The organism is Bacteroides ndongoniae (genome assembly GCF_900108345.1).
Classification (GTDB): Bacteria; Bacteroidota; Bacteroidia; order Bacteroidales; family Bacteroidaceae; genus Bacteroides; species Bacteroides ndongoniae.
In genome coordinates this window covers 53,338-75,707 of record NZ_FNVV01000014.1, presented here as the reverse complement: position 1 = coordinate 75,707, position 22,370 = coordinate 53,338, and the positions used below count along the sequence as shown (strand labels likewise).

Genomic DNA, 22,370 nt, shown 5'->3' with positions numbered 1-22,370 from the left:
TTATTCGATATTATCTTTGCATCCGGAAATACTGATAAATCAAAGAAGAATATGAGGATACTCTACAACATCTACCAAGTATGCTTTGCGTTGCCTGTCCTGCTGGTACTTACTATCCTGACCGCACTGGTTACCATCGTTGGCTCTCTGATCGGAGGAGCACATTTTTGGGGCTACTACCCTGGTAAAATATGGTCACGCCTGACTTGTTATCTGCTATTGATTCCGGTAGAAGTTAAAGGTAGAGAAAAAGTACACAAGCACACCTCGTACGTTTTTGTACCCAATCATCAGGGAGCTTTTGATATTTTCCTGATATACGGTTTCCTCGGACGCAACTTCAAGTGGATGATGAAAAAGAGCCTGCGGAAAATTCCTTTTGTAGGCAAAGCTTGCGAAAGCGCCGGACACATCTTCGTAGATCGCAGCAATCCCAAAAAGATATTGGCAACTATGCGTCAGGCCGAATCTTCACTGACCAATGGCGTATCATTGGTTGTATTTCCGGAAGGAGCACGTACCTTCACAGGCCACATGGGCTACTTCAAACGAGGTGCTTTCCAGCTGGCTGACGATCTTCAACTGGCAGTCGTTCCCGTAACGATCGACGGCTCGTTCGAAATACTTCCCCGTACAGGCAAGTGGATACACCGCCATCGGCTGATACTAACCATACACGATCCAATCCCTCCCAAGGGAAAAGGACCTGAAAACATCAAAGCTACCTTGTCCGAAGCTTATGCCGCTGTCGAAAGTGCCCTACCCGAAAGATATAAGGGAATGGTTAAAAATCTGGACCAGGAAGTCCATTAAAAGAACAGCCTAAAAACAGTCGCCTATTAGAAAAAAAATTTTCCCCAGTTGGAAAAAGATTTTTTCCCAACTGGGTAAAATAATATAGTGCATATACAGCTGTCTTTTCCTGATTTAACTAGACGCTTTTTTATTTTATAAACTATAATAGTAGACATTTCTTGAGAAACGCTCCTATTTGAATAGACACTTTGCCTAATACAGTTCTGATTAGGTCATCAGTTTTCGATGTACCGGACATGCAAGAGTTCCGGCCTTGTTGTTCGGTAAAACCGGATGCCCTTCGATGGGGCATTCGGTTTTTGAGTCAGATGTTCCGGCTTACGCTTTCGTCCGACCTTGTTGTTCGGTCTGACAAAGATGCATCATATTCACCATTATCGAAAGTTTTCTGCGGGCAAATTTTCTTTTTCCACATTTTCTTCTGTTCACCCTGCTCCAAATGTACGAGAGCGGGGACTTTGTAACCGATACTCATATGTGGTCGGTAGCAGTTGTAGAAATGGATGTATCTACCGATGACCTTCTCGGCATGCCCGATATCCTTGAAGTGGCTTTGTCGGTAGACACGTTCGCACTTGATTATCCCGTTGATCCGCTCGGCGATGGCATTGTCCGTAGGGTTGTAGTCCTCCGTCATGCTAATGTCAATCTCGTGCGCCTGTAGCATCGCCACATAAGCGTCGCAGCAGTATTGTACACCCCGATCAGAATGGTGGATCAGTCCTTTGAGACTTGTGCTGCCTCTCAGTTTGACAGCCTGCTTTATTGCCTGCTCCAATGCCTGCATGGTAATGGCCGCGCGGAGCGTGTCGGCAAGCTTCCAGCCGACAATCTTGTGCGAGTAGGCATCGGTTATCAGATGAAGGTAGCAGACGCTCCCGTCGGCAAGCACAATGTAAGTGATGTCGCTCACCCACAACTGATTGGAAGATATTGGTACAAAATTCTTCACCAAGTTCTTCCACTTGTGATAACGGTGGTTCGAACGGGTTGTGTGCCAGGGTTTGGGAGGCGGGAGCATCAGACGGTAACGGCGAAGAAGCGCAAAGAAGCTGTCACGCCCGGGGATGAACTTTGCCCCGAAAAGGGCGGTGAGCATGACCCAAAGCTTGTAACCTCCAATGCCGGGATCCTCCTTTCGGATTTCATGTACGTTTTCCACTATGACGCGTTCGCGCTGCAACTCCTCCTCGATGTCGGCCTTCGACTGGTAGAAGGCCTGACGGCAATGGCCAAATAGACGGCAGGCGGGGGCGACCTTCAGACCGCGCCCGCTGACCAGTTCCTTCACTACTTGGCCCCAGATTTTTTTCGGATGGGGATGTTAAAATACTCCTCGGCACGCGTAATCATCAAATCGCGTGCTTCCGTTTCTAAACGAGAGAAAGAAAGCGCTTTTTCCAATTCCTTGATGCGCTTCTTCAACTGAGCGTTCTCTTCACGGTAACTTTCTTTGCTGCGATTGGCCATATCTTCTTCCGTTGAAGTTATCGAAGGTGAAGATAGCGATTTTACTTTATCACCATACTTTTCTATCCAATAATTTAAAAGCCTAAGACCGCTGAGGGAGTGAAGTTTGCAAAAAGAATGCTTGCTCAAGCCTGACTGATAATAAGCACGAAGAAGAGATATTCGATCCTCTTCACTGAAACGACTGTGTTTTTTCCTCATTGTTGATTCACATTTTTGTTATTAAAATGTGTCTACCTATATCAGTACAAGACACAGCTACGTCCGCTTCAAGTAAAAAAAATCCCGTATCACTTTCATCCGAAATGCAATCCACTCCGTTCCTGTGATACGGGAAAATATGAATAAATAAAATATCAGTTAGCGCTTCCTGCCGCACTCAGTCTTTTCTGTTCTTCGATCAGCTGCATGTTCTCCTTCGCCTTCGACAGGAAATCTTTCACAAAGAAGTTTTCCTTAAAGCTGGTAGGAGCTGTTCTCATAATATCTTCTATCTGCGGAGTCATCATTGGATAAGGCAGTGTACTGCACAACATCATGAAGACGCTGGGACCTAGTACATTCTCGTAGTTTTCGGCAATAAAACCTTTCACATAATCGTTCATTTCCTTCAGCAAGTCTTCACTTTCCTTATTCAGCTGTTCATGAATATCCTCCAGATTAGCACCATCAAGTACCATACGTGCCTCTTTCCGGTCTACCTCATCAAGTTGCAATTCAAGCGAGTTACGCTTTTCTATAAACTCATAAAGGGCATCATTCAAAGGAGTTCCTTTAGCCATCAATTGTTCATTGGATAAAGTCACCTTAATTTTTCCACTCTCCAAAACAACCGGCATAATGCCTTCATCGTCCATATACAGAGTTACCATCCTAACCGAGTCCACAGGCCCTTCCATATGAAAAAAACCGTGAATCACCTCGGCCGAATCAACCGTAATCCATTGTCCATCATTCTGAAAGACTTTAAGAAACAGCATTTTTCCATCAAGACTGGTAATAGAAGAGGTACCCTCAACTTTATACTTGTTGCGTCCGCAGGAAGAAAACAGTAACAATGTAATCAAAAAAGGTAAAATATAGCTTATCTCTTTCCTAACCATACATCAAAGATTTATGATTTTCTGAGGTGCAAAGGTATTAATAATCCTTATAAAGAAAGAGGTAAAAAACGTATTTTCATTTGCTTTACGTATTTTTGCACATTAATTAATCAAAAGCATTAAAAACTAAATATGTCCACTTATGCACCTTTTGCCAAACCGCTCTATGTGATGCTGAAGCCCGTAGGAGCCGTATGCAATTTGGCATGTGACTACTGTTATTACTTGGAAAAGTCCAAGCTGTACAAAGAAAATCCCAAGCATGTGATGAGTGAAGAACTGCTGGAAAAATTCATCGAGCAATATATCAATTCGCAAACCATGCCACAGGTTCTTTTCACCTGGCACGGTGGTGAAACCTTGATGCGTCCCCTTTCCTTCTATAAACGGGCCATGGAGTTGCAGAAAAAATATGCCAACGGGCGTACCATCGACAACTGCATACAAACCAATGGCACATTGCTCACCGACGAATGGTGTGAGTTCTTCAAAGAAAACAACTGGCTGGTAGGTGTATCCATCGACGGACCGCAAGAGTTTCACGATGAATATCGTAAAAACAAACAGGGACGTCCCTCCTTCCATAAGGTGATGCAAGGCATCAACCTCCTAAAAAAGCACGGAGTAGAATGGAATGGCATGGCTGTAGTCAACGACTACAATGCCGATTATCCTGAAGAATTCTACCGCTTCTTTAAAGAGATTGGTTGCCATTACATCCAGTTTGCTCCTATTGTAGAACGCATCATGCCTCACGGCGACGGACGCCATCTTGCATCGCTGGCCGATAGCGGCGAGATACCATTGGCCGACTTTTCCGTTACGCCGGAACAATGGGGCAACTTCCTTTGCCGTCTGTTCGACGAATGGGTAAAAGAAGATGTAGGAACTTATTACATACAGCTGTTCGACTCTACCCTGGCCAATTGGGTAGGGCAACAACCGGGTGTCTGTTCCATGGCACGTACGTGCGGACATGCCGGCGTAATGGAATTCAACGGCGACGTTTATGCGTGCGACCACTTTGTCTTCCCCGAATATAAGCTGGGCAACATCTACCAACAGACGCTGGTGGAAATGATGTACAGCGAACGCCAGCAGCGCTTCGGACAAAACAAGTTCGACTCTCTTCCCCGCCAATGCAAAGAGTGCGAATGGCTCTTTGCCTGCAACGGTGACTGCCCCAAGAACCGCTTTGCCCGCACAGCTGACGGTGAACCGGGACTGAATTATCTTTGCGCCGGATACAGAAAGTTCTTTAGCCACGTGGCTCCATACATGGACTATATGAAAAAAGAACTGCTGGCCGAACGTGCTCCCGCCAATGTGATGCAAGCCATCCGTGAAGGAAAGTTTACGAGTTGACAAGAAGGCAACTGACAAGGAGCAGGAGACCATTTCTTCATCAACTCGTCAACTCGTTAACTCGTTTACAAAATAACTTTAAACCAAATAACTTAATCACTTTATGAGAATCAAAAAGTACCTTGTTGCGGCCCTCGCCGCAGCATTCACCTTCTCGGCACAGGCCGACGAAGGCATGTGGCTGCTCCAACTCATCAAGCAGCAGAATTCCATTGAAATGATGAAAAAACAGGGACTGAAGCTCGAAGCCGAAGACTTGTACAACCCCAACGGCGTGTCGCTGAAAGATGCTGTCGGCATCTTTGGAGGTGGTTGTACTGGTGAAATCATCTCGCCCGAAGGCCTCATCCTGACCAACCACCATTGCGGATATGCCTCCATTCAGCAACATTCCAGTGTGGAGCACGATTACCTGACTGACGGTTTCTGGGCCAAGAGCCGTGCCGAGGAACTGCCCACTCCGGGACTGAAATTCCGTTTCGTGCACCGTATTGTCGACATCACCGACCTGGTGAATGCCAAAATAAAAGCTGGTGAGACAGACGAATACAAAGCCATGACCCGCCCCTTCCTCAATCAGCTGGCCAAAGAAGAGATGGAAAAGAGCGATCTGAAAGGCAAACCGGGCATCGAGCCTCTTGCACTGCCCTTCTATGCCGGAAACAAATACTACCTTATTTATTATAAGGTATATACCGACGTACGTATGGTGGCCGCTCCCCCTTCGAGCGTGGGTAAGTTCGGTGGCGAGACAGACAACTGGATGTGGCCGCGCCACACGGGCGACTTCTCCATGTTCCGTATCTATGCCGACAAGAACGGCGAACCGGCCGAGTATAGCAAGGACAATGTTCCCCTGAAGACTCCCAAATATCTCAGCATCTCACTCAAAGGTCTGAACGAAGGTGACTATGCCATGATTATGGGCTTCCCCGGTTCTACCGAACGTTACCTCACCCAAAGCGAAGTACGCCAGCGCATGACGGCTATCAACCAGGCCATGATAGACATGCGTACCGTCTACCTGGACGTGCTGAAGAAGTACATGCGCCAGAGCGACAAGACCCGCATCCAGTATGCCAATAAGTTTGCCGGCAGCAGCAACTACTGGAAGAACTCCATCGGTATGAACAAGGCCATTGTAGACAACAACGTACTCGAAACTAAGGCTGAACAGGAAAAGCGCTTTGCCTCCTTTGCCCAAGGTAAGCCCGAATACGAAGGTGTGGTAGAGAAGATAGACGCCCTCGTTGAAAAGATGACCCCCGCACTGCGTCGTACCGAATATCTGTACGAAGCCCTGAACGGAGCCATCGAATTTGGTTGTCCTCCCGCACTGATGGACAAAATGAAAGAAGCCATCGAAACAAAGAACGACTCCCTGCTGCAGGCTACCAAGAAACAGCTGGAATCGGTATACGAAGGCATCTACAACAAAGACTATGACCAGCAAGTAGACCGTGCCGTAGCCAAAGCCATCCTGCCTGCCCTGGCCAAGGCGCTGACACCCGAAGAACTGCCCGCTTTCTACCAGACCATCGAAAAAGAGTACAAGGGTAACTATGATGCCTACGTGGACGATCTCTTCGATACATCTATCATGGGCAGTCGTGCCAACTTCGACAAGTTCCTGAAGAAGCCCAGCGTGAAAGCCATCGACCGTGACATGGCCACCGCCTACAGCCGCGCCAAGCTCGAAGCCATCAAAGCTGCCTCAAACGAATACAGCCAACCGTCCAAAGAACTTAGCCTGCTGCACAAAGCCTATATCCGCGGACTGGGTGAAATGAAGCAGCCAGTGCCCTCCTATCCCGATGCTAACTTCACCATCCGTCTGACATACGGCAACGTGAAGTCGTACAACCCGAAGGACGGTGTACACTACAAGTACTTCACTACCACCGACGGTATTCTGGAGAAGGAAGATCCCGAAAATCCGGAATTCGTAGTGCCTGCTAAACTGAAAGAGCTCATCCAGAAAAAAGACTTCGGCCGCTATGCCATGGCCGACGGCACCATGCCTGTCTGCTTCCTGACGACGAACGACATTACCGGCGGTAACTCCGGTTCGCCCGTCATCGACGGCGAAGGCCGCCTCATCGGCTGCGCCTTCGACGGCAACTGGGAATCACTGAGCGGCGACATCAACTTCGACAACAACCTGCAACGTTGCATCGCCCTCGACATCCGCTACGTGCTCTTCATCCTTGAAAAGCTGGGCGGCTGCGGCCACCTCATCAACGAGATGACCATCGTAGAGTAATAAAATAAAAGGCACGGATTACACGGACAATCACGGCAATAGAAACAACCGTGAACCTTCCGCGAGATCCGTGCCTGTTTTTTCACCTTAAGCCCCATTCATTATGAAAAGACTGTTATTTGCGGCAGCCCTGTCTGCCCTGACACTCCCCGCACTGGCCGACGAAGGCATGTGGATGCTGACCGACCTGAAGCGGCAGAACGAAGTAGCCATGCAGGAACTGGGCCTGCTCATCCCAGCCGACTCCATCTACAACCCCGAAGGCATTGCCCTGAAGGATGCCGTCGTACACTTCGGCGGAGGTTGCACGGGCGAAGTCATTTCGGCCGAAGGCCTCGTGCTGACCAACCATCATTGCGGCTACGGCGCCATCCAGCAGCACAGCAGCGTAGAGCATGACTACCTGACCGACGGTTTCTGGGCCATGAACCGCCAGGAAGAACTGCCTTGCAAAGGCCTTACCATCACCTTTATCGACCGCATACTGGACGTGACGGACTACGTGCAGCAACAGCTGAAGAAAGATCCCGACCCACAGGGAACCAACTATCTTTCGCCCAAATACCTGGCTCAGGTATGCGAACGCTTCCTGAAAGACCAGAACATCACCCTGGGCAAAGGTGGCAAGGCTGAACTGAAGGCCTTCTACGGCGGCAACCGCCACTACCTGTTTCTGAAAACCGTCTACAGCGACATCCGCATGGTGGGCGCACCGCCTTCGAGCATCGGCAAGTTCGGTGCCGACACCGACAACTGGATGTGGCCACGCCACACGGGCGACTTCTCCCTGTTCCGCATTTATGCCGACCGTGACGGACAACCGGCCGCCTACAGTCCCGACAACCAGCCCCTGCATGTCAAGAAACACCTGCGCATCAGCCTGGCTGGCTTCAAGGAAGGCGACTTCGCTTTCGTCATGGGCTTCCCCGGACGCAACTGGCGCTACATGATAGCCGACGAGGTGGAAGAGCGCATGCAGACCACCAACTTCATGCGCCACCACGTACGCGATGCCCGCCAGCGCGTTCTCATGGAACAGATGTTGAAGGACGATGCCGTACGCATCCACTACGCCAGCAAGTATGCCTCCAGTGCCAACTACTGGAAGAACGCCATCGGCATGAACGAAGGACTCGTACGCCTCAAGGTGCTCGACACCAAGCGTGCCCAGCAGGAAGCTTTGTTGGAACGTGGTCGCCAGATAGGCGATACCTCCTATCAGGTTGCTTTCAACCGTATCCAAGCCATCGTGAAGCAACGCCGTCCGGCCCTCTACCATCAGCAGGCCATTCAGGAAGCACTGGTCACTGCACTCGACTTCATGCGCATCCCCAACACCACTTCTCTGACCACGGCTCTGAAGAACAAAGACAAAGCTGCCATTCAGGCAGCCAGCGACAGCCTGAAGAAAGCAGCTGATAAATATTTCGCTTCCATCCCTTATCCCGAAGTCGAGAAACTGGTAGGTAAGGAAATGCTACGTACATATGCCCGCTACATTCCCGAAGACCAACGCATAGGCATTTTTAAAGTCATCGACCGCCGGTTCAAGGGAGATACAGATGCTTTCATCGATGCCTGCTTCAAGTATTCTATCTTCGGCAGCCGCGAGAATTTCGACAAGTTCATCCGCAAGCCCAAACTCTACAAGCTGACGGGCGACTGGATGGTGCTGTTCAAATACTCCATCACCGACGGTCTGTTACAGACAGCCCTTGCCATGATGGACGCCAACCGCGACTACAACAACGCTCACAAGATTTGGGTAAAAGGTATGATGGACATGCGCCAAGCTAACGGACAGCCCATCTATCCTGATGCTAACTCTACCCTGCGCCTGACCTACGGCAAGGTGGCTTCGTACGAACCGGCTGACGGAACGGTATACGACTACTATACCACTCTGGACGGTGTGATGCAAAAAGAAGATCCGACAAACTGGGAATTCGTTGTCCCCGACAAATTGAAGCAACTATGGAAGGCTAAAGACTTCGGCCGCTATGCCCTGCCCGACGGATGCATGCCAGTCTGCTTCATCGTCGATACCGACAACACGGGCGGCAACTCGGGTAGCCCCGTGTTCAATGCCAAAGGCGAACTCATCGGTACCGGTTTCGACCGCAACTATGAGGGTTTGACAGGCGACATCGCCTTCCGTCCTTCGTCGCAGCGTGCAGCCTGTGTAGACATCCGCTATACGCTCTTCATCATCGAGAAATATGCAGGTGCCTCACACCTTATCGACGAACTCGACATTGCTGAATAATTGACTGGAAGAACAAAAACGGCACACTGTTTGTTAGAAGTATCAAGAACTATTTATTCAGAACAATTATGGAAAAATTTGAAAACTTGATCAACAGCACAACAGTGCCCGTACTTGTAGACTTCTACGCAACCTGGTGCGGTCCCTGTAAGATGATGCACCCCATATTGGAAAACGTAAAAAGCCGTGTGGGCGACAAGGCACGCATCGTTAAAATAGATGTAGACGAACAACAGGCATTGGCCATGCAGTACCGCATACAGGCCGTACCCACCCTGATGCTCTTCAAGAACGGACAGCAGGTATGGCGACAGTCCGGAGTGGTACAAAGCAACGAACTGGTCAGCCTGATTGAACAATATGTATGATAGCTGCGAGTGACGAGCTACAAGCTACGAGTTACGAGTGACAAGTGTATGATGAGGGTATAATTCACGATTTATAAGTTTATAGCTCACTACTCGTAGCCCATATCTCATCACTCGTAGCTCGTAACTTGTAGCTTGTAGCTCGTAGCTAATAACTAAAACTAATAAAGATATGAAGAAACTATTGCTAACGCTGGCTCTCGCAGCCACCACACTTCTGGGTTACGCCCAGGAAGTCGTTGTGATGGACAAAGCCATGTTCATCGACAAAGTATTCGACTATCAGAATGAAAAAGAATGGAAATACAAAGGCGACAAACCCGCCATCATTGACCTTTATGCCGACTGGTGCGGTCCATGCCGCAAGGTAGCTCCCATCATGAAAGAACTGGCCAAAGAGTATGCCGGCAAAATCACCATCTATAAAGTAAATGTAGATAAGGAGAAAGAGCTGGCTGCCTTGTTCAATGCTACCAGCATTCCTCTCTTTGTGCTCATTCCGATGAACGAGAAACCTCAACTGTTCAGCGGAGCTGCCGACAAGGCAACATACAAGAAAGCCATCGACGACTTCCTGCTGAAGAAGGAATAAACCTTCAGACCGGCTACCTTAACGGAACTTCTGCCCACTGACCCGCACGCAATTGCATCACAGATGCAAAGCCTGCATTCCGCAAAGCCCGAAAAGCAGCGGACATGCCACTGCTAATACGTTCGGGATAGTGGGCATCACTGTTTACTTGAATACGGATTCCCAACTCGCGCAGCAGAGGGAAGTAACGTTCGTCCGGATAGAAAACACCCAACTCCTCATAAGCTTTCGTATTGACTTCCATCTGATATCCCCGACGGGCAATCTCGGCAAAGTAATCGCATACCAACTGGTCGTACCAAAGCTCATCCATGATGCCGGGACGACAACAAGCTGCATTGTAATGCACCTTGTCGACATGACCTACAATGTCGAAACCACCCAGTTCCACCATCCGCCACGAGCGTTCGTAATACTGGCGTACCACCTGTTCCACATCACCATGAAAATGTTCGTCAACCATCTGCCGGAACTTTCCAGCGGGTAGATCGGCATCTACCACCTTGCCCGTTTCATCGTATAACAAGTGAACCGACCCGATGCGATAATCCAACGGCAAACGCTGGAAACATTCGGCTGCCGGATTGCTTTCTTCGTTCAGATAATCTATCTCCAACCCGATATACAGCTCAATCTGTCCGGCATACTTCTGCCTCAATCGTTGGAATTCGGCCAGATAATCCTCCATACGATCCCACTCCATCGTCCAAGCTGTAGAGAACGGAAGAGGAGCGTGCGACGAGAAACCGTAAGAAACAAAACCACGGCTTACGGCAAAACGTACAAAGTCTTCCATTCCGGCACGGCCGTCGCAGTAAAGGGAATGGCTGTGGTAGTTAGCCTCCCCCCCCTGCCCCCCTCTCCCAAAGAGAGGGGGAAGTAGATGAGATGAAATATCGGTTGTTGGTTGCATATCTATCTGATTATCTTTAATTATTCATTCAGAAAAGGTAACTCTTCCCCTCCCCTCTCCTTGGGAGAGGGGCCGGGGTGAGGCTTTTATTCTATCTCACTCAACTCCAGCCATCGCATCGTCTTCTCGTCAATCAGCTCCGTCAACTGTGGCAAACGTTTCGACTTCTCCGTCAGCTCTTCCACCGACAGTGCTCCGCTGCACAACGCTTCTTCTATGTTTTTCTTTTCGGCTTCCAGAGTGGCTATCTCCTGTTCCAGTTGTTCGAACTCGCGACGTTCCTTGTAAGTCATACGACGCTTATCGTTCAGGCGTACCTTGGCAGTCTTAGCTTCCTGTGGCTTAACGGCTGCCTGCTGCTCTTTGTCATGACGCGCCTTTGCCTCCTTCCATTCCCGATACTGGGTATAGTTACCGGGGAAGTCTCGGATATCACCTCCACCGTTGAACACCAAAAGATGATCTACTACCTTATCCATAAAGTAACGGTCGTGGCTCACGACGATAACACACCCCTTGAAGCTTTGCAGATACTCTTCGAGCACTTGCAAGGTAACGATGTCCAGATCGTTCGTCGGCTCGTCGAGCACCAGGAAGTTCGGATTGCGCATCAGCACCGTACAGAGGTAAAGCCGCCGGCGTTCTCCGCCGCTCAGTTTATAGACGTAACTGTGCTGAGTTTCGGGAGTAAAAAGAAAATGCTGCAAAAACTGCGAAGCGGTAAGCCGCTTGCCGTTGCCCAGTTCAATAACTTCGGCAATGTCACGGACTACATCGATCACCTTCATCTGTTCGTCAAACTGAAGTCCGTCCTGCGAATAGTAACCGAAGCGAACTGTCTCACCAATATCCAGTGTGCCACTGTCTGGTTTCACCAGTCCCATCAGTATCTTGATAAAGGTCGATTTTCCGGTACCGTTGTTACCGACAATACCCATCTTCTCGTAACGGGCAAAGATATAAGAGAAATCATCCAGTATTTTCAGATCACCAAAAGACTTACTCAGGTGGTCGGCCTCGAATATCTTGTTGCCGATGTACGAAGCCTTCACATCGAGTTTGACGTTGGCATCGTAAAAACGCTGCTTTGCCACCTTCTCCAGTTCATAGAAAGCATCTTCGCGATAGCGTGCCTTGTGTCCGCGTGCCTGCGGCATACGGCGCATCCACTCCAGCTCGGTACGATACAGATTGTTGGCACGTTCGATTTCTACCGTCTTAGCATCGATCCGTTCCTGTCGTTTCTCCAGATAGTAGCTGTAGTTTCCTTTGTACGAATAGATCGTACGGTTGTCTATTTCGATAATCTCAGAACATACCCTGTCGAGGAAGTAACGGTCGTGAGTCACCATCAGCAAAGTCAGGTTCGTACGCCGCAGATACTCTTCCAGCCACTCAGTCATGTCGAGGTCAAGGTGGTTGGTAGGCTCATCCAGAATCAGCAGATCGGGTTCGGTAATCAGGGTGTTGGCCAGCGCCACACGCTTCAACTGTCCGCCCGAAAGGTGCTTTACCTGCTGGTCGAAGTCGCGTATCTTCAGCTGAGAAAGTATCTGTTTGGCTTTCTGCTCATAATCCCAAGCTTTCTCCTGATCCATGCGAAGCAAGAGTTCATCCATACCGGGATGACCTTCGGTTGCCAAGCATCGTTCGTACTCCTTAATCAGATCCACGGTGCTGTTGCCATGATGAAAGCAGGCTTCGAGCACCGTCAGTTCTTCGGGGTAATGCGGACTTTGCTCCAGATAGCCCACGCGAAGGTCTCGACGAAAGGCTATCTTTCCCTCGTCGTAACCTTCCTTACCCGACAGGATACTCAGTAAAGTGGACTTTCCGCTTCCGTTTTTGGCAATCAGTCCCACACGCTGCCCTTCGGCCAGCCCGAAGGATATATTTTCAAATAAGACCAAATCGCCGAACGACTTGGTAAGGTTTTCTACTTGTAATATTGAAGACATTATTTAAAATGAAGAATGATAAATGAATTAACCATTGTTACAGTAGGCTTCGGCCAGGTTGACTTTCTCGCCCGCTTTCACCTTGCTCCATGCCAGCTTCATGGGATCGACCCACTGCCCGGTGGCAGTGTTGAGCAATACGGGAGCTTCACGGTTGCCGTCAATCAACGTACGCCACTCCATTCCGTCTTCCTCGTTTGCCATAATGACACAAAGAGTAATACCCATAGCCAGCCAATGGTCCTTTTTCTTAGGCCCTATCACACCACGGTCTACCACCTGCTGCATGTTTTCCACATCGGCTTCCACTCCCTGGAAATCTTTCTTCAGCAAGTCTTTAACCGTATTCGACACCCATTCATAAGCTTCGTTAATCTGGCAGATTTCCGAAACACGCACAGGTATCAGCTCGGCCGGATATTTCACACCCTGCTTCCGCACTTGCAACGAAGCAATCACCTGTTCGGCTTCGGCCACAGGCTGCCCCTTGCGAACGGTAAACGAACATTCGAATGCTACATCGTCGATACCCGTTATCCAGATGTGCGAAGTGTAATGTTCGCCATCTTCTTCGAACGTTTCACGGCTGTAGGCACAGTCCAAGGCTCCTACCCTGGCCCGGCGTGCGGCAGGATTTTCTTTCAGTTCCAGGCTGACGCACTCACGTCCGTACCCTTCCTGACCCCGATAAGCCGAAATGCGGAAGTTTCCAGTCCATTCTTCGGGATTATAAAAGAGGAACGAACCTTCACCGTCCTCGAATTCGTTCCATGTTGCCGGATATTGCATGGAGAACCAGGCTCCCGGCGAAATATACTTTTTCTGTTGTTCCATAATGTGATTCCATTCAGAGTTGGTTGGGCAAAGGTAACATTCCCGCAGCTCATTTGCAAGCGAAGCCCGCAAAAAGCAGCCTATCTGCCAATGGGCTGAATCTTACGCCGGACGTCCTTCGATATTTCCAAAAACATGTAATTTAGCTTGTCCGAATGGATACCTTCCTCATGTTGTTTATACTTACGGTTGGCATACTCTTTCGACTTGTCGAAGGTGATGCGCGACATCTGGTTCTGCGTCTTGCCCACCATAGTCGAGTCGAGCCGCTCGTCGGGGAAGAAATCGTCCAAATCGACATCGCCAATCATCGTAGTTTCCAGAAAATCCATATTCTTATGCCCGTTGTCGGTATAGTAACCCACAAACATGTGGCCGGGTATACGCACCAGAATGGGCTCGATGTTGATAGCACGTAACAGCGAGGCAAACAGTACACTACCGTCCACACAGTTGATTTGTGAAGAATTGAGGGCATCATCGAATGTACGTACCCGCTGTGAAAAGACAACATTACTCGACAAGCTTGTGTTCGATACCGAGCTATAACGAAAATTCCGCTTCTGCAACACATTCCACAAAGCGTATACTTGCTTGTCCACCGACCCGGCCGTACCACCTTGATAACCCAAGAAACGATTGACGATGCGTGTATTCAGCGCCTCACGCAGCAGTTGGTCTATCATGGGGTTTTCTTCGTTGACGTAAGCAGCAAAGAAAACGCCAGTATCGTGAAACTTAGTACCGTCGGTCACATAGCCCAGCAGGCATTCGTTGATGCTGCGCACCGAAAAAGTACGTACCCGCTGCCCCATCTCCTTACCGTTGAGTTCGACCGTTACTGCCACGCTGATAGGCTCTGCCTGCTTGTTGTTCTTCAACGCTTCGTAATTCCAGATAATATCGGGATAAATGGTATACTCCGTATGTGGCTTGGCCAATACGAACTCCGACACCGAGAGCGAAAAGAAAGGTGTTTCGGCCACTTCGATACGCACACGGCTATATGCCTTGCCCGAACGGACTCGTATGCTGATACACGACTTCGGATTGCCTACATACAAAGAATCGGAAGGCACAATGACCTGTGCATCGGTCGTAGCTACAGACAATATACTCGAAGGAAAAATATTTCCTCCCAATTCATCGGTTATCTCAAATCCCGAACGGAAAGGAGAAGTGTTCAGCCACACCGAGCCACCCACCACAAGAACCAGTAAGCCCACTATCAACGGCAACCGCCAACGGTGTTGCTGTCCTTTATTCCAATCTACAATAGGAAACGATTTCATCTCTTTTACATCATTGGTACCTGACAAAATTAGCACTTTCCATGCATAATTATCTTCTTCAAAAGAAGAAAAATGAAAATTCTTTTGACAAGAAATATATTATTCGTATTTTTGCGAACAACAAACAAGAAAAAAGACAGCAATGACTCAAAAGAAATATTCAGAAGAACAGGAAAAGATAGCTCGTTTTGCCAAAGCCATGGGGCATCCCGCACGCATAGCCATACTCCAGTTTCTAGCAGCTCAGGAATGTTGCTTTTTCGGCGACATCCACGAAGAACTGCCCATAGCCAAAGCTACGGTATCGCAACACCTGAAGGAGCTGAAGGAAGCCGAACTGATCCAAGGAGAAATTGAGGCACCTAAAGTAAGATACTGCATCAATAAAGAAAACTGGGAAATAGCCAGAAGAATGTTTGCCGACTTCTTCGGACAGCCGGTATGCAAAAAAGAGAGCTGCTGCAGTTAAGCTCTTTTTTTGCAATAGATGTTCGTTGTTTTACGAATTACTAACATTAAATATATTATAAACATGAAAAAGATTCTGTTTCTGGTTGCCGCCTGTTTCGCATTTGCCTCATGCCAGACGAATGTAAAGAACGAAGCAACCGCACAAGCTCAAAAAGAAGTCGCTGTCAGCGACCACGTGGAAGTACTGTATTTCCATGGGAAACAGCGCTGTGCTACCTGCATGGCCATTGAAAACAATACCAAGGCTGCAATAGAAGAAAACTTTGCCTCGCAGATAAAGAATGGCGATGTAGTATTCAGAGTGATAGACATCAGTCAAAAGGAGAACGAGGAAATTGCTGAAAAGTACAAAGTAACATGGTCGTCGCTGTTTGTTGTCAAATACAAAAACGGGCACGAAACCAGGGAGAATATGACCGAATTTGCATTCGGCAATGCCCGCAAGTCGCCGGATGTATTCAAAGCCGGAGTAGTAAAATCAGTAACAGACATGCTGAACTAAAGCTTATGGATTGGCTACAGACACTGCTCGATAACAGCTCCACACCTGTATTGACGGCATTTCTACTCGGACTGCTGACGGCACTTTCGCCTTGTCCGCTGGCAACCAACATCGCCGCCATCGGATTCATCGGAAAAGACATGGAGAACAGGAAACGGATCTTCCGCAACGGCTTGCTCTATACACTGGGGCGCATCCTGTCATACACCCTGCTTGGCATTGTGCTGATTATGATTCTGAAAGAAGGTTCAAGCATGTTCGGCATCCAGAAAACTATCGGCACATGGGGCGAACTGGCCATAGGGCCGCTACTGCTTATTATCGGCCTGTTCATGCTTTGGGGAGACAAACTCAACTTGCCTAAGTTTGGCTTCAACGGCCGAGCAGAAGGACTTGCCCGAAAAGGCGGATGGGGTGCACTGCTGATAGGCATCCTCTTTGCACTGGCGTTCTGCCCCACAAGCGGCGTATTCTATTTCGTCATGCTGATACCCATGTCGGCCACAGCTACAGCAGGCTACCTGCTGCCCGCCGTATTTGCCATCGCTACCGCCATACCAGTACTTGCCGTAGCTTGGATACTGGCATTCAGCGTACAGCAGATGGGACGTTTTTACGGTCAAATGAAAGTGGTACAGAAATGGATGAACCTCATTGTCGGATGGATATTCATTGTAATAGGCTTATATTATTGCTGGACAATGTACCTATAAAATACTATTAATACTAACAAACAAAAATTTTAGGAATATGGAAATTAAAGTATTAGGACCGGGTTGCTGCAAATGCAAGACAACCTACAATGTAATCGAAAAAGTAATCAAAGAAAACAATCTGGACGTAAAACTGACCAAAGTGGACGACATCATGGAAATGATGAACTACAATATCATGACTACTCCCGCCGTTGTTGTCGACGAGGTGGTAAAAATGAAAGGACAGGTTCCGACCGAGAGTGACGTAAAAAAACTTTTGGGCATCTGACAACCCAGATTATTTAACTGCGAACGGCAGAAACAACCGTTATTGAATCTGCCGTTCTTTTTATATAAACATTGTTCGTATTTATACGAATTAAAAAAACAGTAAACATGATACAAGATTTTGCAGACTGGCTTGTTTACGGGCTGTTCGGACTGAGTGCCGATACACCGTTAGGAGTGGCCGTAAACTTCTTCTTTTATGATACAATCAAGATTCTCATCCTGTTATTCTTTATCAGCGTGCTGATGGGAATCATCAATGCTTATTTCCCGATCGAACGTTTGAGAAACTACCTGATGACGCACAAGATGTATAGCTTGCAATACCTGCTGGCATCCGTATTCGGTGCCATTACTCCATTCTGCTCCTGCTCTTCCATCCCGCTGTTCATCGGTTTCGTCAAAGGCGGCATTCCTTTGGGAGTGACTTTTGCCTTTCTTATCACCTCGCCGCTGGTCAACGAAGTAGCCGTTGCGATGTTCCTTGGTTCTTTCGGAGTGAAGGTGACACTGATCTACGTCATCAGCGGCATCCTGCTGGGCGTTATAGGTGGAGTTGTGCTGGGACGGATGAGACTGGCACCTTACCTGACCGACTGGGTAAAACAGATACAAGCACAGGCTTCGGTCCAGGCTGGCGAATGGGAAAAGGAGCATACTACTTTCTTCAAGCGGCTTCCGACCATCATCCGTGACGCTTGGAAGATTGTCAGCGGCGTACTTGTCTACATCCTGATAGGTATCGGTATCGGTGCCTTTATGCACGGCTTTGTTCCCGAAGGCTTCTTCGCACAGCACATGTCGAAAGATAATTGGTATGCGGTTCCCCTGTCCGTCATTCTGGCCGTACCAATGTATGCCAATGCCGCAGGCATTGTGCCCATCATTGAGGTATTTGTGGCCAAAGGTATCCCCATGGGTACGGCCATCGCTTTCATGATGGCTGTTGTAGGCCTTTCGCTACCGGAAGCCACACTGCTCAAAAAGGTGATGACCTGGCGACTGATTGGCATATTCTTCGGCACAGTGACCTTTTTCATCATTCTGTCGGGCTATCTGTTCAACTATATATTGTAAACATCTCCCACAAAAACATTCAAAACAGTATTTATTATCAAGTCTACAATCCGATTACTATAAATGTAATTAGCAATAAAAAAATGAAAGTATTGATTCTTTGTACAGGAAACAGTTGCCGCAGCCAAATGGCACACGGCTTTTTACAGTCATTCGACCACACGATAGAAGTATATTCAGGAGGAACAGAACCTGCTGCACAAGTAAATGCCAAGGCTGTGGAAATGATGAAAGAGGTTGGAATAGATATCAGTTCGCATGTACCCACGCACGTAAACACTTATCTCGATCAAGAATGGGATTACGTGATAACCGTATGCGGAGGAGCAAACGAAAATTGCCCTACATTCAGCGGCAAAGTAGGAAAACGTCTACATATAGGCTTTGATGATCCGTCACATGCTAGAGGTACACCAGAATTCATCGATTCGGAATTCCGCCGTGTACGCGACGAAATCAGAAAATCCTTTGCCCGCTTTTACATCACTGAAATCAGAAAAGAAGCATTGCCCCAATGCTCTTGTGGAGGCAATTGCTAACATTACGAGCATAAATAATCCACGTTCCACACTTGTACGGCTCGCGAGCGACACTTGCACGGCTCACGAGCCGTGCTTGCAATACGCACGAGAGTTGCAGGCCATACTCACAGCATTGCTTGTTACGCCAGCTAACTACCAATGTTATGCGGCTAAAGTAAGTAGTTAAGAAAGGAAAGTGAATGATTAAAAATGAAAAACCGGGTGAAAGATGGATACGCGAACGAAGCGGATGGGGCAGACTAACACGGATAAAAATAAGAAAGGGGGAAATCGGGTTCACGCTTTCAAAACGTTATTTTTCATTGATATACAGAAAGATATGGTGAAAGATAAAGTTTCACCGACATTCGGTGAAACACAAATCGGGATGGCTGTACAACCCGTTAATTTTTTCCCAGTTAGGAAAAAATTTTTTCCTAACTAAACAGATATTTTTTCCTAACTAGGAAAAAAAATTGCAATAGTAGCATTAGCTTTCACACCCCTTTCTGAAAATTCGCTCTGCCTGTATCATCCGCTTTAACCGGCTCAACAACTGTTTTATCTTTCACTACAATCTATTCATATTCATACGCTTATGGTGAAACGTCACCCAAATAGATACCCATTTGATGTCTGCTGCTGAAATCTATGCCACAGTAAAACACAAAAATGCTGCAGTGCTGAAGGATTGTTCGTGTACGTCGTCCGCCGACCTGTTAGCGCAGCTGGGCGCAGGATATATACGAAGTATGAGCATGGGGATTTTGTGGAGCAAAACGGAAGTAAAATCATAAAACCGACCGGCTTTCATTTGTGAAATAAATGTAAATAAGCCCCATCAGCTTTCTTTAACCTCATACGTTTATCTATCTTTGCAGAAAGAATCTGTAAGGACTTTTTGTCACATCCTTTATATAAAATCAAACCTGTTTCCGATTGGAACAAATCATAGGTTATCAGTTGAAAGCTGTATTCTACAACTGAATAAATAAAAGGAGTACAAAAACAGTAAACGGACTCAGAAAAAAACAAAAACGATTTCAAGGAAGGAGAGCAACGTTATGAAAGATTACAGAATTGCTATAGCCGGAACCGGCTACGTAGGACTTTCGATAGCAACCCTACTGTCGCAACACCATCAGGTAACAGCTGTGGACGTAATACCTGAAAAAGTGGAAAAGATAAACCAACATATCAGCCCCATACAAGACGAGTACATCGAAAAGTATCTGGCCGAGAAGCAACTGAATCTGAGCGCCACCCTCGACGGATGGAAAGCCTATAGCGAAGCCGACTTCATCGTGATAGCCGCACCGACCAATTATGACCCGATGAAGAACTACTTCGACACAAGCCATGTGGAAGAAGTAATCGATCTGGTACTCGAAGTGAATCCTGATGCCGTCATGGTGATTAAAAGTACCATCCCCGTGGGCTATTGCCGAAGCCTGTACGTAAAGTATGCCGAGCGCTTCCAATCGTCACCCGCCCTGCAAGGCAAGCGGTTGAATCTGCTGTTCTCGCCCGAGTTTCTGCGCGAAAGCAAGGCACTGTACGACAACCTCTACCCCAGCCGCATCATTGTAGGATATCCCAAGATGATAGAAGGACGAGAGGAAGAAAACGAAGCCATCCGAGCCATCGCCGGAGAGCGGCTGGAAGAAAAGGCTCACGAATTTGCCGCACTGCTACAGGAAGGAGCCTTGAAAGAAGACGTTCCTACCCTGTTCATGGGACTGAAAGAAGCAGAAGCCGTGAAACTGTTTGCCAATACTTACCTGGCACTGAGGGTAAGCTACTTCAACGAACTCGACACTTATGCCGAAGTGAAAGGACTCGACACGAAAGCCATCATCGACGGCATCTGTCTGGATCCGCGTATCGGAACACACTACAACAACCCTTCCTTCGGATACGGCGGCTACTGCCTGCCCAAAGACACGAAACAGCTGTTGGCAAACTATCAGGATGTGCCCGAAAACCTGATCCATGCCATTGTGGAGAGCAACCGCACCCGAAAGGACTTCATCGCCGACCAGGTGCTTCACAAGGCAGGATATTACGACTATTACAATCGTGGTGCATTCGATCCGTCGAACGAAAAGAAGTGCGTCATCGGAGTATACCGGCTGACGATGAAGTCGAACAGCGACAACTTCCGCCAAAGTTCCATTCAGGGCGTCATGAAACGCATTAAGGCCAAAGGTGCCAGCGTCATCATCTACGAGCCCACACTGGAAGATGGCAGTACCTTCTTCGGATCGGTAGTCGTAAACAATCTGGAGAACTTCAAACAACAGTCCGACGCCATCATTGCCAACCGCTACGACAGCTGTCTGGACGATGTAAAAGAGAAAGTCTATACCCGGGATATTTTCCGAAGAGACTGAGAAAAACAAAGTCATCAACTTTAATAAAGTGCAACCATAACAAAAACAATGGAAAAGAGAAATGTAGCTTTAATTACCGGTATCACCGGACAAGACGGGTCGTTTCTGGCCGAATTGCTGCTAAGCAAAGGATATGATGTACACGGCACCATCAGACGGTCGTCGGTAGACTATCGCGAACGCATCGCGCATCTGGAAGGAAAACCCAATTTCCATCTACATTATGCCGACCTGAGCGACTCGATGAGCATCCTGCAAGTCGTAGGAAAAGTGAGACCGACCGAAATATACAACCTCGCCGCACAAAGCCATGTGCAGGTAAGTTTCGACTCTCCGGAGTTTACAGCCAACGTAGATGCTACAGGCGTACTGCGTGTATTGGAGGCTGTGCGCCTAGCGGGCCTGACTGATACTTGCCGCATATATCAGGCATCCACTTCGGAACTGTACGGCAAAGTGGAAGAGGTACCGCAAAATGAGAATACACCTTTCCACCCTTACTCACCTTATGCTGTTGCCAAACTGTACGGTTACTGGATTGTAAAAGAGTATCGCGAGGCATACAACATGTACTGCTGTTCGGGCATCCTGTTCAACCACGAAAGCGAACGCCGTGGCGAAACTTTCGTAACGCGGAAAATCACGCTGGCAGCAGCGCGCATCGCACAAGGTAAGCAGGATCGTCTGTATCTGGGTAACCTGGATTCGCTGCGCGACTGGGGATACGCCAAAGACTATGTGGAATGTATGTGGCTGATTCTGCAACAGGAGAAACCGGAAGACTTCGTGATAGCTACCGGCGTGCAACATTCGGTAAGAGAATTCTGCTATCTGGCTTTCAAATATGCAGGTATCGAACTGGAATTCAAGGGTGAAGGCATTGACGAGAAAGGCTACGACAAAGCCACGGGCAAATGCCTGGTAGAGGTAAGCGAAGACTTTTACCGTCCGACCGATGTGGTGAACCTGTGGGGAGACCCGACTAAAGCAAAAGCCAAACTGGGCTGGAATCCCAACAGCACCAGCTTTGAAGAACTGGTACGCATTATGGTGGAAGCAGATATGGCCAAAGTAGCTGCCGACCATGCAGCTCAGCAGGTAAGAACCAATCTGGCAGAATATCTGGAGAAAGGCATTGTGAAGTAAACGGTAAATTACCTTTTTACATAGTATATATAAGTAA

General features: G+C 48.1%; 22 protein-coding genes. 15 read left to right on the top strand and 7 right to left on the bottom strand.

Annotated features, from left to right (window positions below; genetic code table 11):
* Nucleotides 1-51 precede the first annotated feature (51 nt).
* Complete coding sequence (locus BQ5591_RS11335) at nucleotides 52-813, top strand: lysophospholipid acyltransferase family protein (RefSeq protein WP_022164149.1); 762 nt, start codon at nucleotides 52-54, stop codon at nucleotides 811-813.
* A 307-nt stretch (nucleotides 814-1,120) separates the two neighbouring features.
* On the opposite strand, the gene BQ5591_RS11330 is transcribed toward BQ5591_RS11335, so the two are convergent.
* The 3 genes from BQ5591_RS11330 to BQ5591_RS11320 form a co-directional block, all read right to left on the bottom strand.
* Entirely contained in the window at nucleotides 1,121-2,107 is a 987-nt protein-coding gene (locus tag BQ5591_RS11330; protein ID WP_235817086.1) for an IS3 family transposase, read from the bottom strand.
* Nucleotides 2,107-2,487 (bottom strand): transposase, encoded by a 381-nt coding sequence (locus tag BQ5591_RS11325; RefSeq protein ID WP_071149480.1) that lies wholly within the window; start codon nucleotides 2,485-2,487, stop codon nucleotides 2,107-2,109. The genes BQ5591_RS11330 and BQ5591_RS11325 overlap by 1 nt, the downstream gene beginning before the upstream one ends.
* Before the next feature lie 155 nt (nucleotides 2,488-2,642).
* A complete protein-coding gene (locus BQ5591_RS11320; RefSeq protein ID WP_071149479.1) occupies nucleotides 2,643-3,389 on the bottom strand; it encodes a DUF4369 domain-containing protein in 747 nt (248 codons plus the stop codon).
* Between the two features lie 132 nt (nucleotides 3,390-3,521).
* Between BQ5591_RS11320 and BQ5591_RS11315 the strand changes: the two genes are divergently transcribed.
* The 5 genes from BQ5591_RS11315 to BQ5591_RS11295 all read left to right on the top strand — a co-directional run bounded on the left by BQ5591_RS11315 (nucleotide 3,522) and on the right by BQ5591_RS11295 (nucleotide 10,243).
* Complete coding sequence (locus tag BQ5591_RS11315) at nucleotides 3,522-4,754, top strand: anaerobic sulfatase-maturation protein (RefSeq protein WP_071149478.1); 1,233 nt, start codon at nucleotides 3,522-3,524, stop codon at nucleotides 4,752-4,754.
* A gap of 103 nt (nucleotides 4,755-4,857) precedes the next feature.
* A complete protein-coding gene (locus BQ5591_RS11310; protein WP_071149477.1) occupies nucleotides 4,858-7,017 on the top strand; it encodes a S46 family peptidase in 2,160 nt (719 codons plus the stop codon).
* Nucleotides 7,018-7,120: 103 nt separating this feature from the next.
* On the top strand, nucleotides 7,121-9,283 hold the full coding sequence (locus tag BQ5591_RS11305) for a S46 family peptidase (protein WP_071149476.1): 2,163 nt from the start codon (nucleotides 7,121-7,123) through the stop codon (nucleotides 9,281-9,283).
* 68 nt (nucleotides 9,284-9,351) lie between these two features.
* Nucleotides 9,352-9,651, top strand: a complete 300-nt coding sequence (gene trxA / locus BQ5591_RS11300) for a thioredoxin (RefSeq protein WP_022164228.1) — start codon at nucleotides 9,352-9,354, stop codon at nucleotides 9,649-9,651.
* A gap of 172 nt (nucleotides 9,652-9,823) precedes the next feature.
* Nucleotides 9,824-10,243, top strand: a complete 420-nt coding sequence (locus BQ5591_RS11295) for a thioredoxin family protein (RefSeq protein WP_071149475.1) — start codon at nucleotides 9,824-9,826, stop codon at nucleotides 10,241-10,243.
* Nucleotides 10,244-10,256: 13 nt separating this feature from the next.
* Here BQ5591_RS11295 and BQ5591_RS11290 read toward each other — a convergent pair whose 3' ends face one another.
* The 4 genes from BQ5591_RS11290 to BQ5591_RS11275 form a co-directional block, all read right to left on the bottom strand.
* The gene (locus BQ5591_RS11290) at nucleotides 10,257-11,138 is read right to left on the bottom strand and encodes a histidinol-phosphatase (RefSeq protein ID WP_262483128.1); all 882 of its coding nucleotides are present in this window, start codon (nucleotides 11,136-11,138) and stop codon (nucleotides 10,257-10,259) included.
* 104 nt (nucleotides 11,139-11,242) lie between these two features.
* Nucleotides 11,243-13,114, bottom strand: coding sequence for a ribosomal protection-like ABC-F family protein (gene abc-f / locus BQ5591_RS11285; RefSeq protein ID WP_071149473.1), 1,872 nt, complete (start codon nucleotides 13,112-13,114; stop codon nucleotides 11,243-11,245).
* Nucleotides 13,115-13,141: 27 nt separating this feature from the next.
* Nucleotides 13,142-13,948 carry a DUF3805 domain-containing protein gene (locus tag BQ5591_RS11280; protein WP_071149472.1) on the bottom strand — a complete coding sequence of 269 codons (807 nt, stop codon included), beginning with the start codon at nucleotides 13,946-13,948 and terminating at the stop codon, nucleotides 13,142-13,144.
* 80 nt (nucleotides 13,949-14,028) lie between these two features.
* Nucleotides 14,029-15,240 carry a hypothetical protein gene (locus BQ5591_RS11275; RefSeq protein WP_071150677.1) on the bottom strand — a complete coding sequence of 404 codons (1,212 nt, stop codon included), beginning with the start codon at nucleotides 15,238-15,240 and terminating at the stop codon, nucleotides 14,029-14,031.
* Between the two features lie 142 nt (nucleotides 15,241-15,382).
* On the opposite strand from BQ5591_RS11275, the gene BQ5591_RS11270 reads away from it, so the two are divergent.
* From BQ5591_RS11270 to gmd, 9 genes are all read left to right on the top strand, one after another.
* A complete protein-coding gene (locus tag BQ5591_RS11270; RefSeq protein WP_071149471.1) occupies nucleotides 15,383-15,709 on the top strand; it encodes an ArsR/SmtB family transcription factor in 327 nt (108 codons plus the stop codon).
* 63 nt (nucleotides 15,710-15,772) lie between these two features.
* Nucleotides 15,773-16,213: a nitrophenyl compound nitroreductase subunit ArsF family protein gene (locus BQ5591_RS11265; protein WP_071149470.1), complete on the top strand. Its 441-nt coding sequence runs from the start codon at nucleotides 15,773-15,775 to the stop codon at nucleotides 16,211-16,213.
* A gap of 5 nt (nucleotides 16,214-16,218) precedes the next feature.
* Nucleotides 16,219-16,926 carry an aromatic aminobenezylarsenical efflux permease ArsG family transporter gene (locus tag BQ5591_RS11260; RefSeq protein WP_071149469.1) on the top strand — a complete coding sequence of 236 codons (708 nt, stop codon included), beginning with the start codon at nucleotides 16,219-16,221 and terminating at the stop codon, nucleotides 16,924-16,926.
* 37 nt (nucleotides 16,927-16,963) lie between these two features.
* The gene (locus tag BQ5591_RS11255) at nucleotides 16,964-17,197 is read left to right on the top strand and encodes a thioredoxin family protein (RefSeq protein ID WP_022164237.1); all 234 of its coding nucleotides are present in this window, start codon (nucleotides 16,964-16,966) and stop codon (nucleotides 17,195-17,197) included.
* Between the two features lie 107 nt (nucleotides 17,198-17,304).
* Nucleotides 17,305-18,273 carry a permease gene (locus BQ5591_RS11250; RefSeq protein WP_071149468.1) on the top strand — a complete coding sequence of 323 codons (969 nt, stop codon included), beginning with the start codon at nucleotides 17,305-17,307 and terminating at the stop codon, nucleotides 18,271-18,273.
* An 83-nt stretch (nucleotides 18,274-18,356) separates the two neighbouring features.
* Nucleotides 18,357-18,812: an arsenate reductase ArsC gene (locus BQ5591_RS11245; RefSeq protein ID WP_071149467.1), complete on the top strand. Its 456-nt coding sequence runs from the start codon at nucleotides 18,357-18,359 to the stop codon at nucleotides 18,810-18,812.
* A 211-nt stretch (nucleotides 18,813-19,023) separates the two neighbouring features.
* A complete protein-coding gene (locus BQ5591_RS11240; RefSeq protein WP_071149466.1) occupies nucleotides 19,024-19,239 on the top strand; it encodes a hypothetical protein in 216 nt (71 codons plus the stop codon).
* 619 nt (nucleotides 19,240-19,858) lie between these two features.
* Entirely contained in the window at nucleotides 19,859-21,187 is a 1,329-nt protein-coding gene (locus BQ5591_RS11235) for a nucleotide sugar dehydrogenase (RefSeq protein WP_071149465.1), read from the top strand.
* 48 nt (nucleotides 21,188-21,235) lie between these two features.
* Nucleotides 21,236-22,333 (top strand): GDP-mannose 4,6-dehydratase, encoded by a 1,098-nt coding sequence (gmd, locus tag BQ5591_RS11230; RefSeq protein WP_071149464.1) that lies wholly within the window; start codon nucleotides 21,236-21,238, stop codon nucleotides 22,331-22,333.
* Nucleotides 22,334-22,370 lie beyond the last annotated feature (37 nt).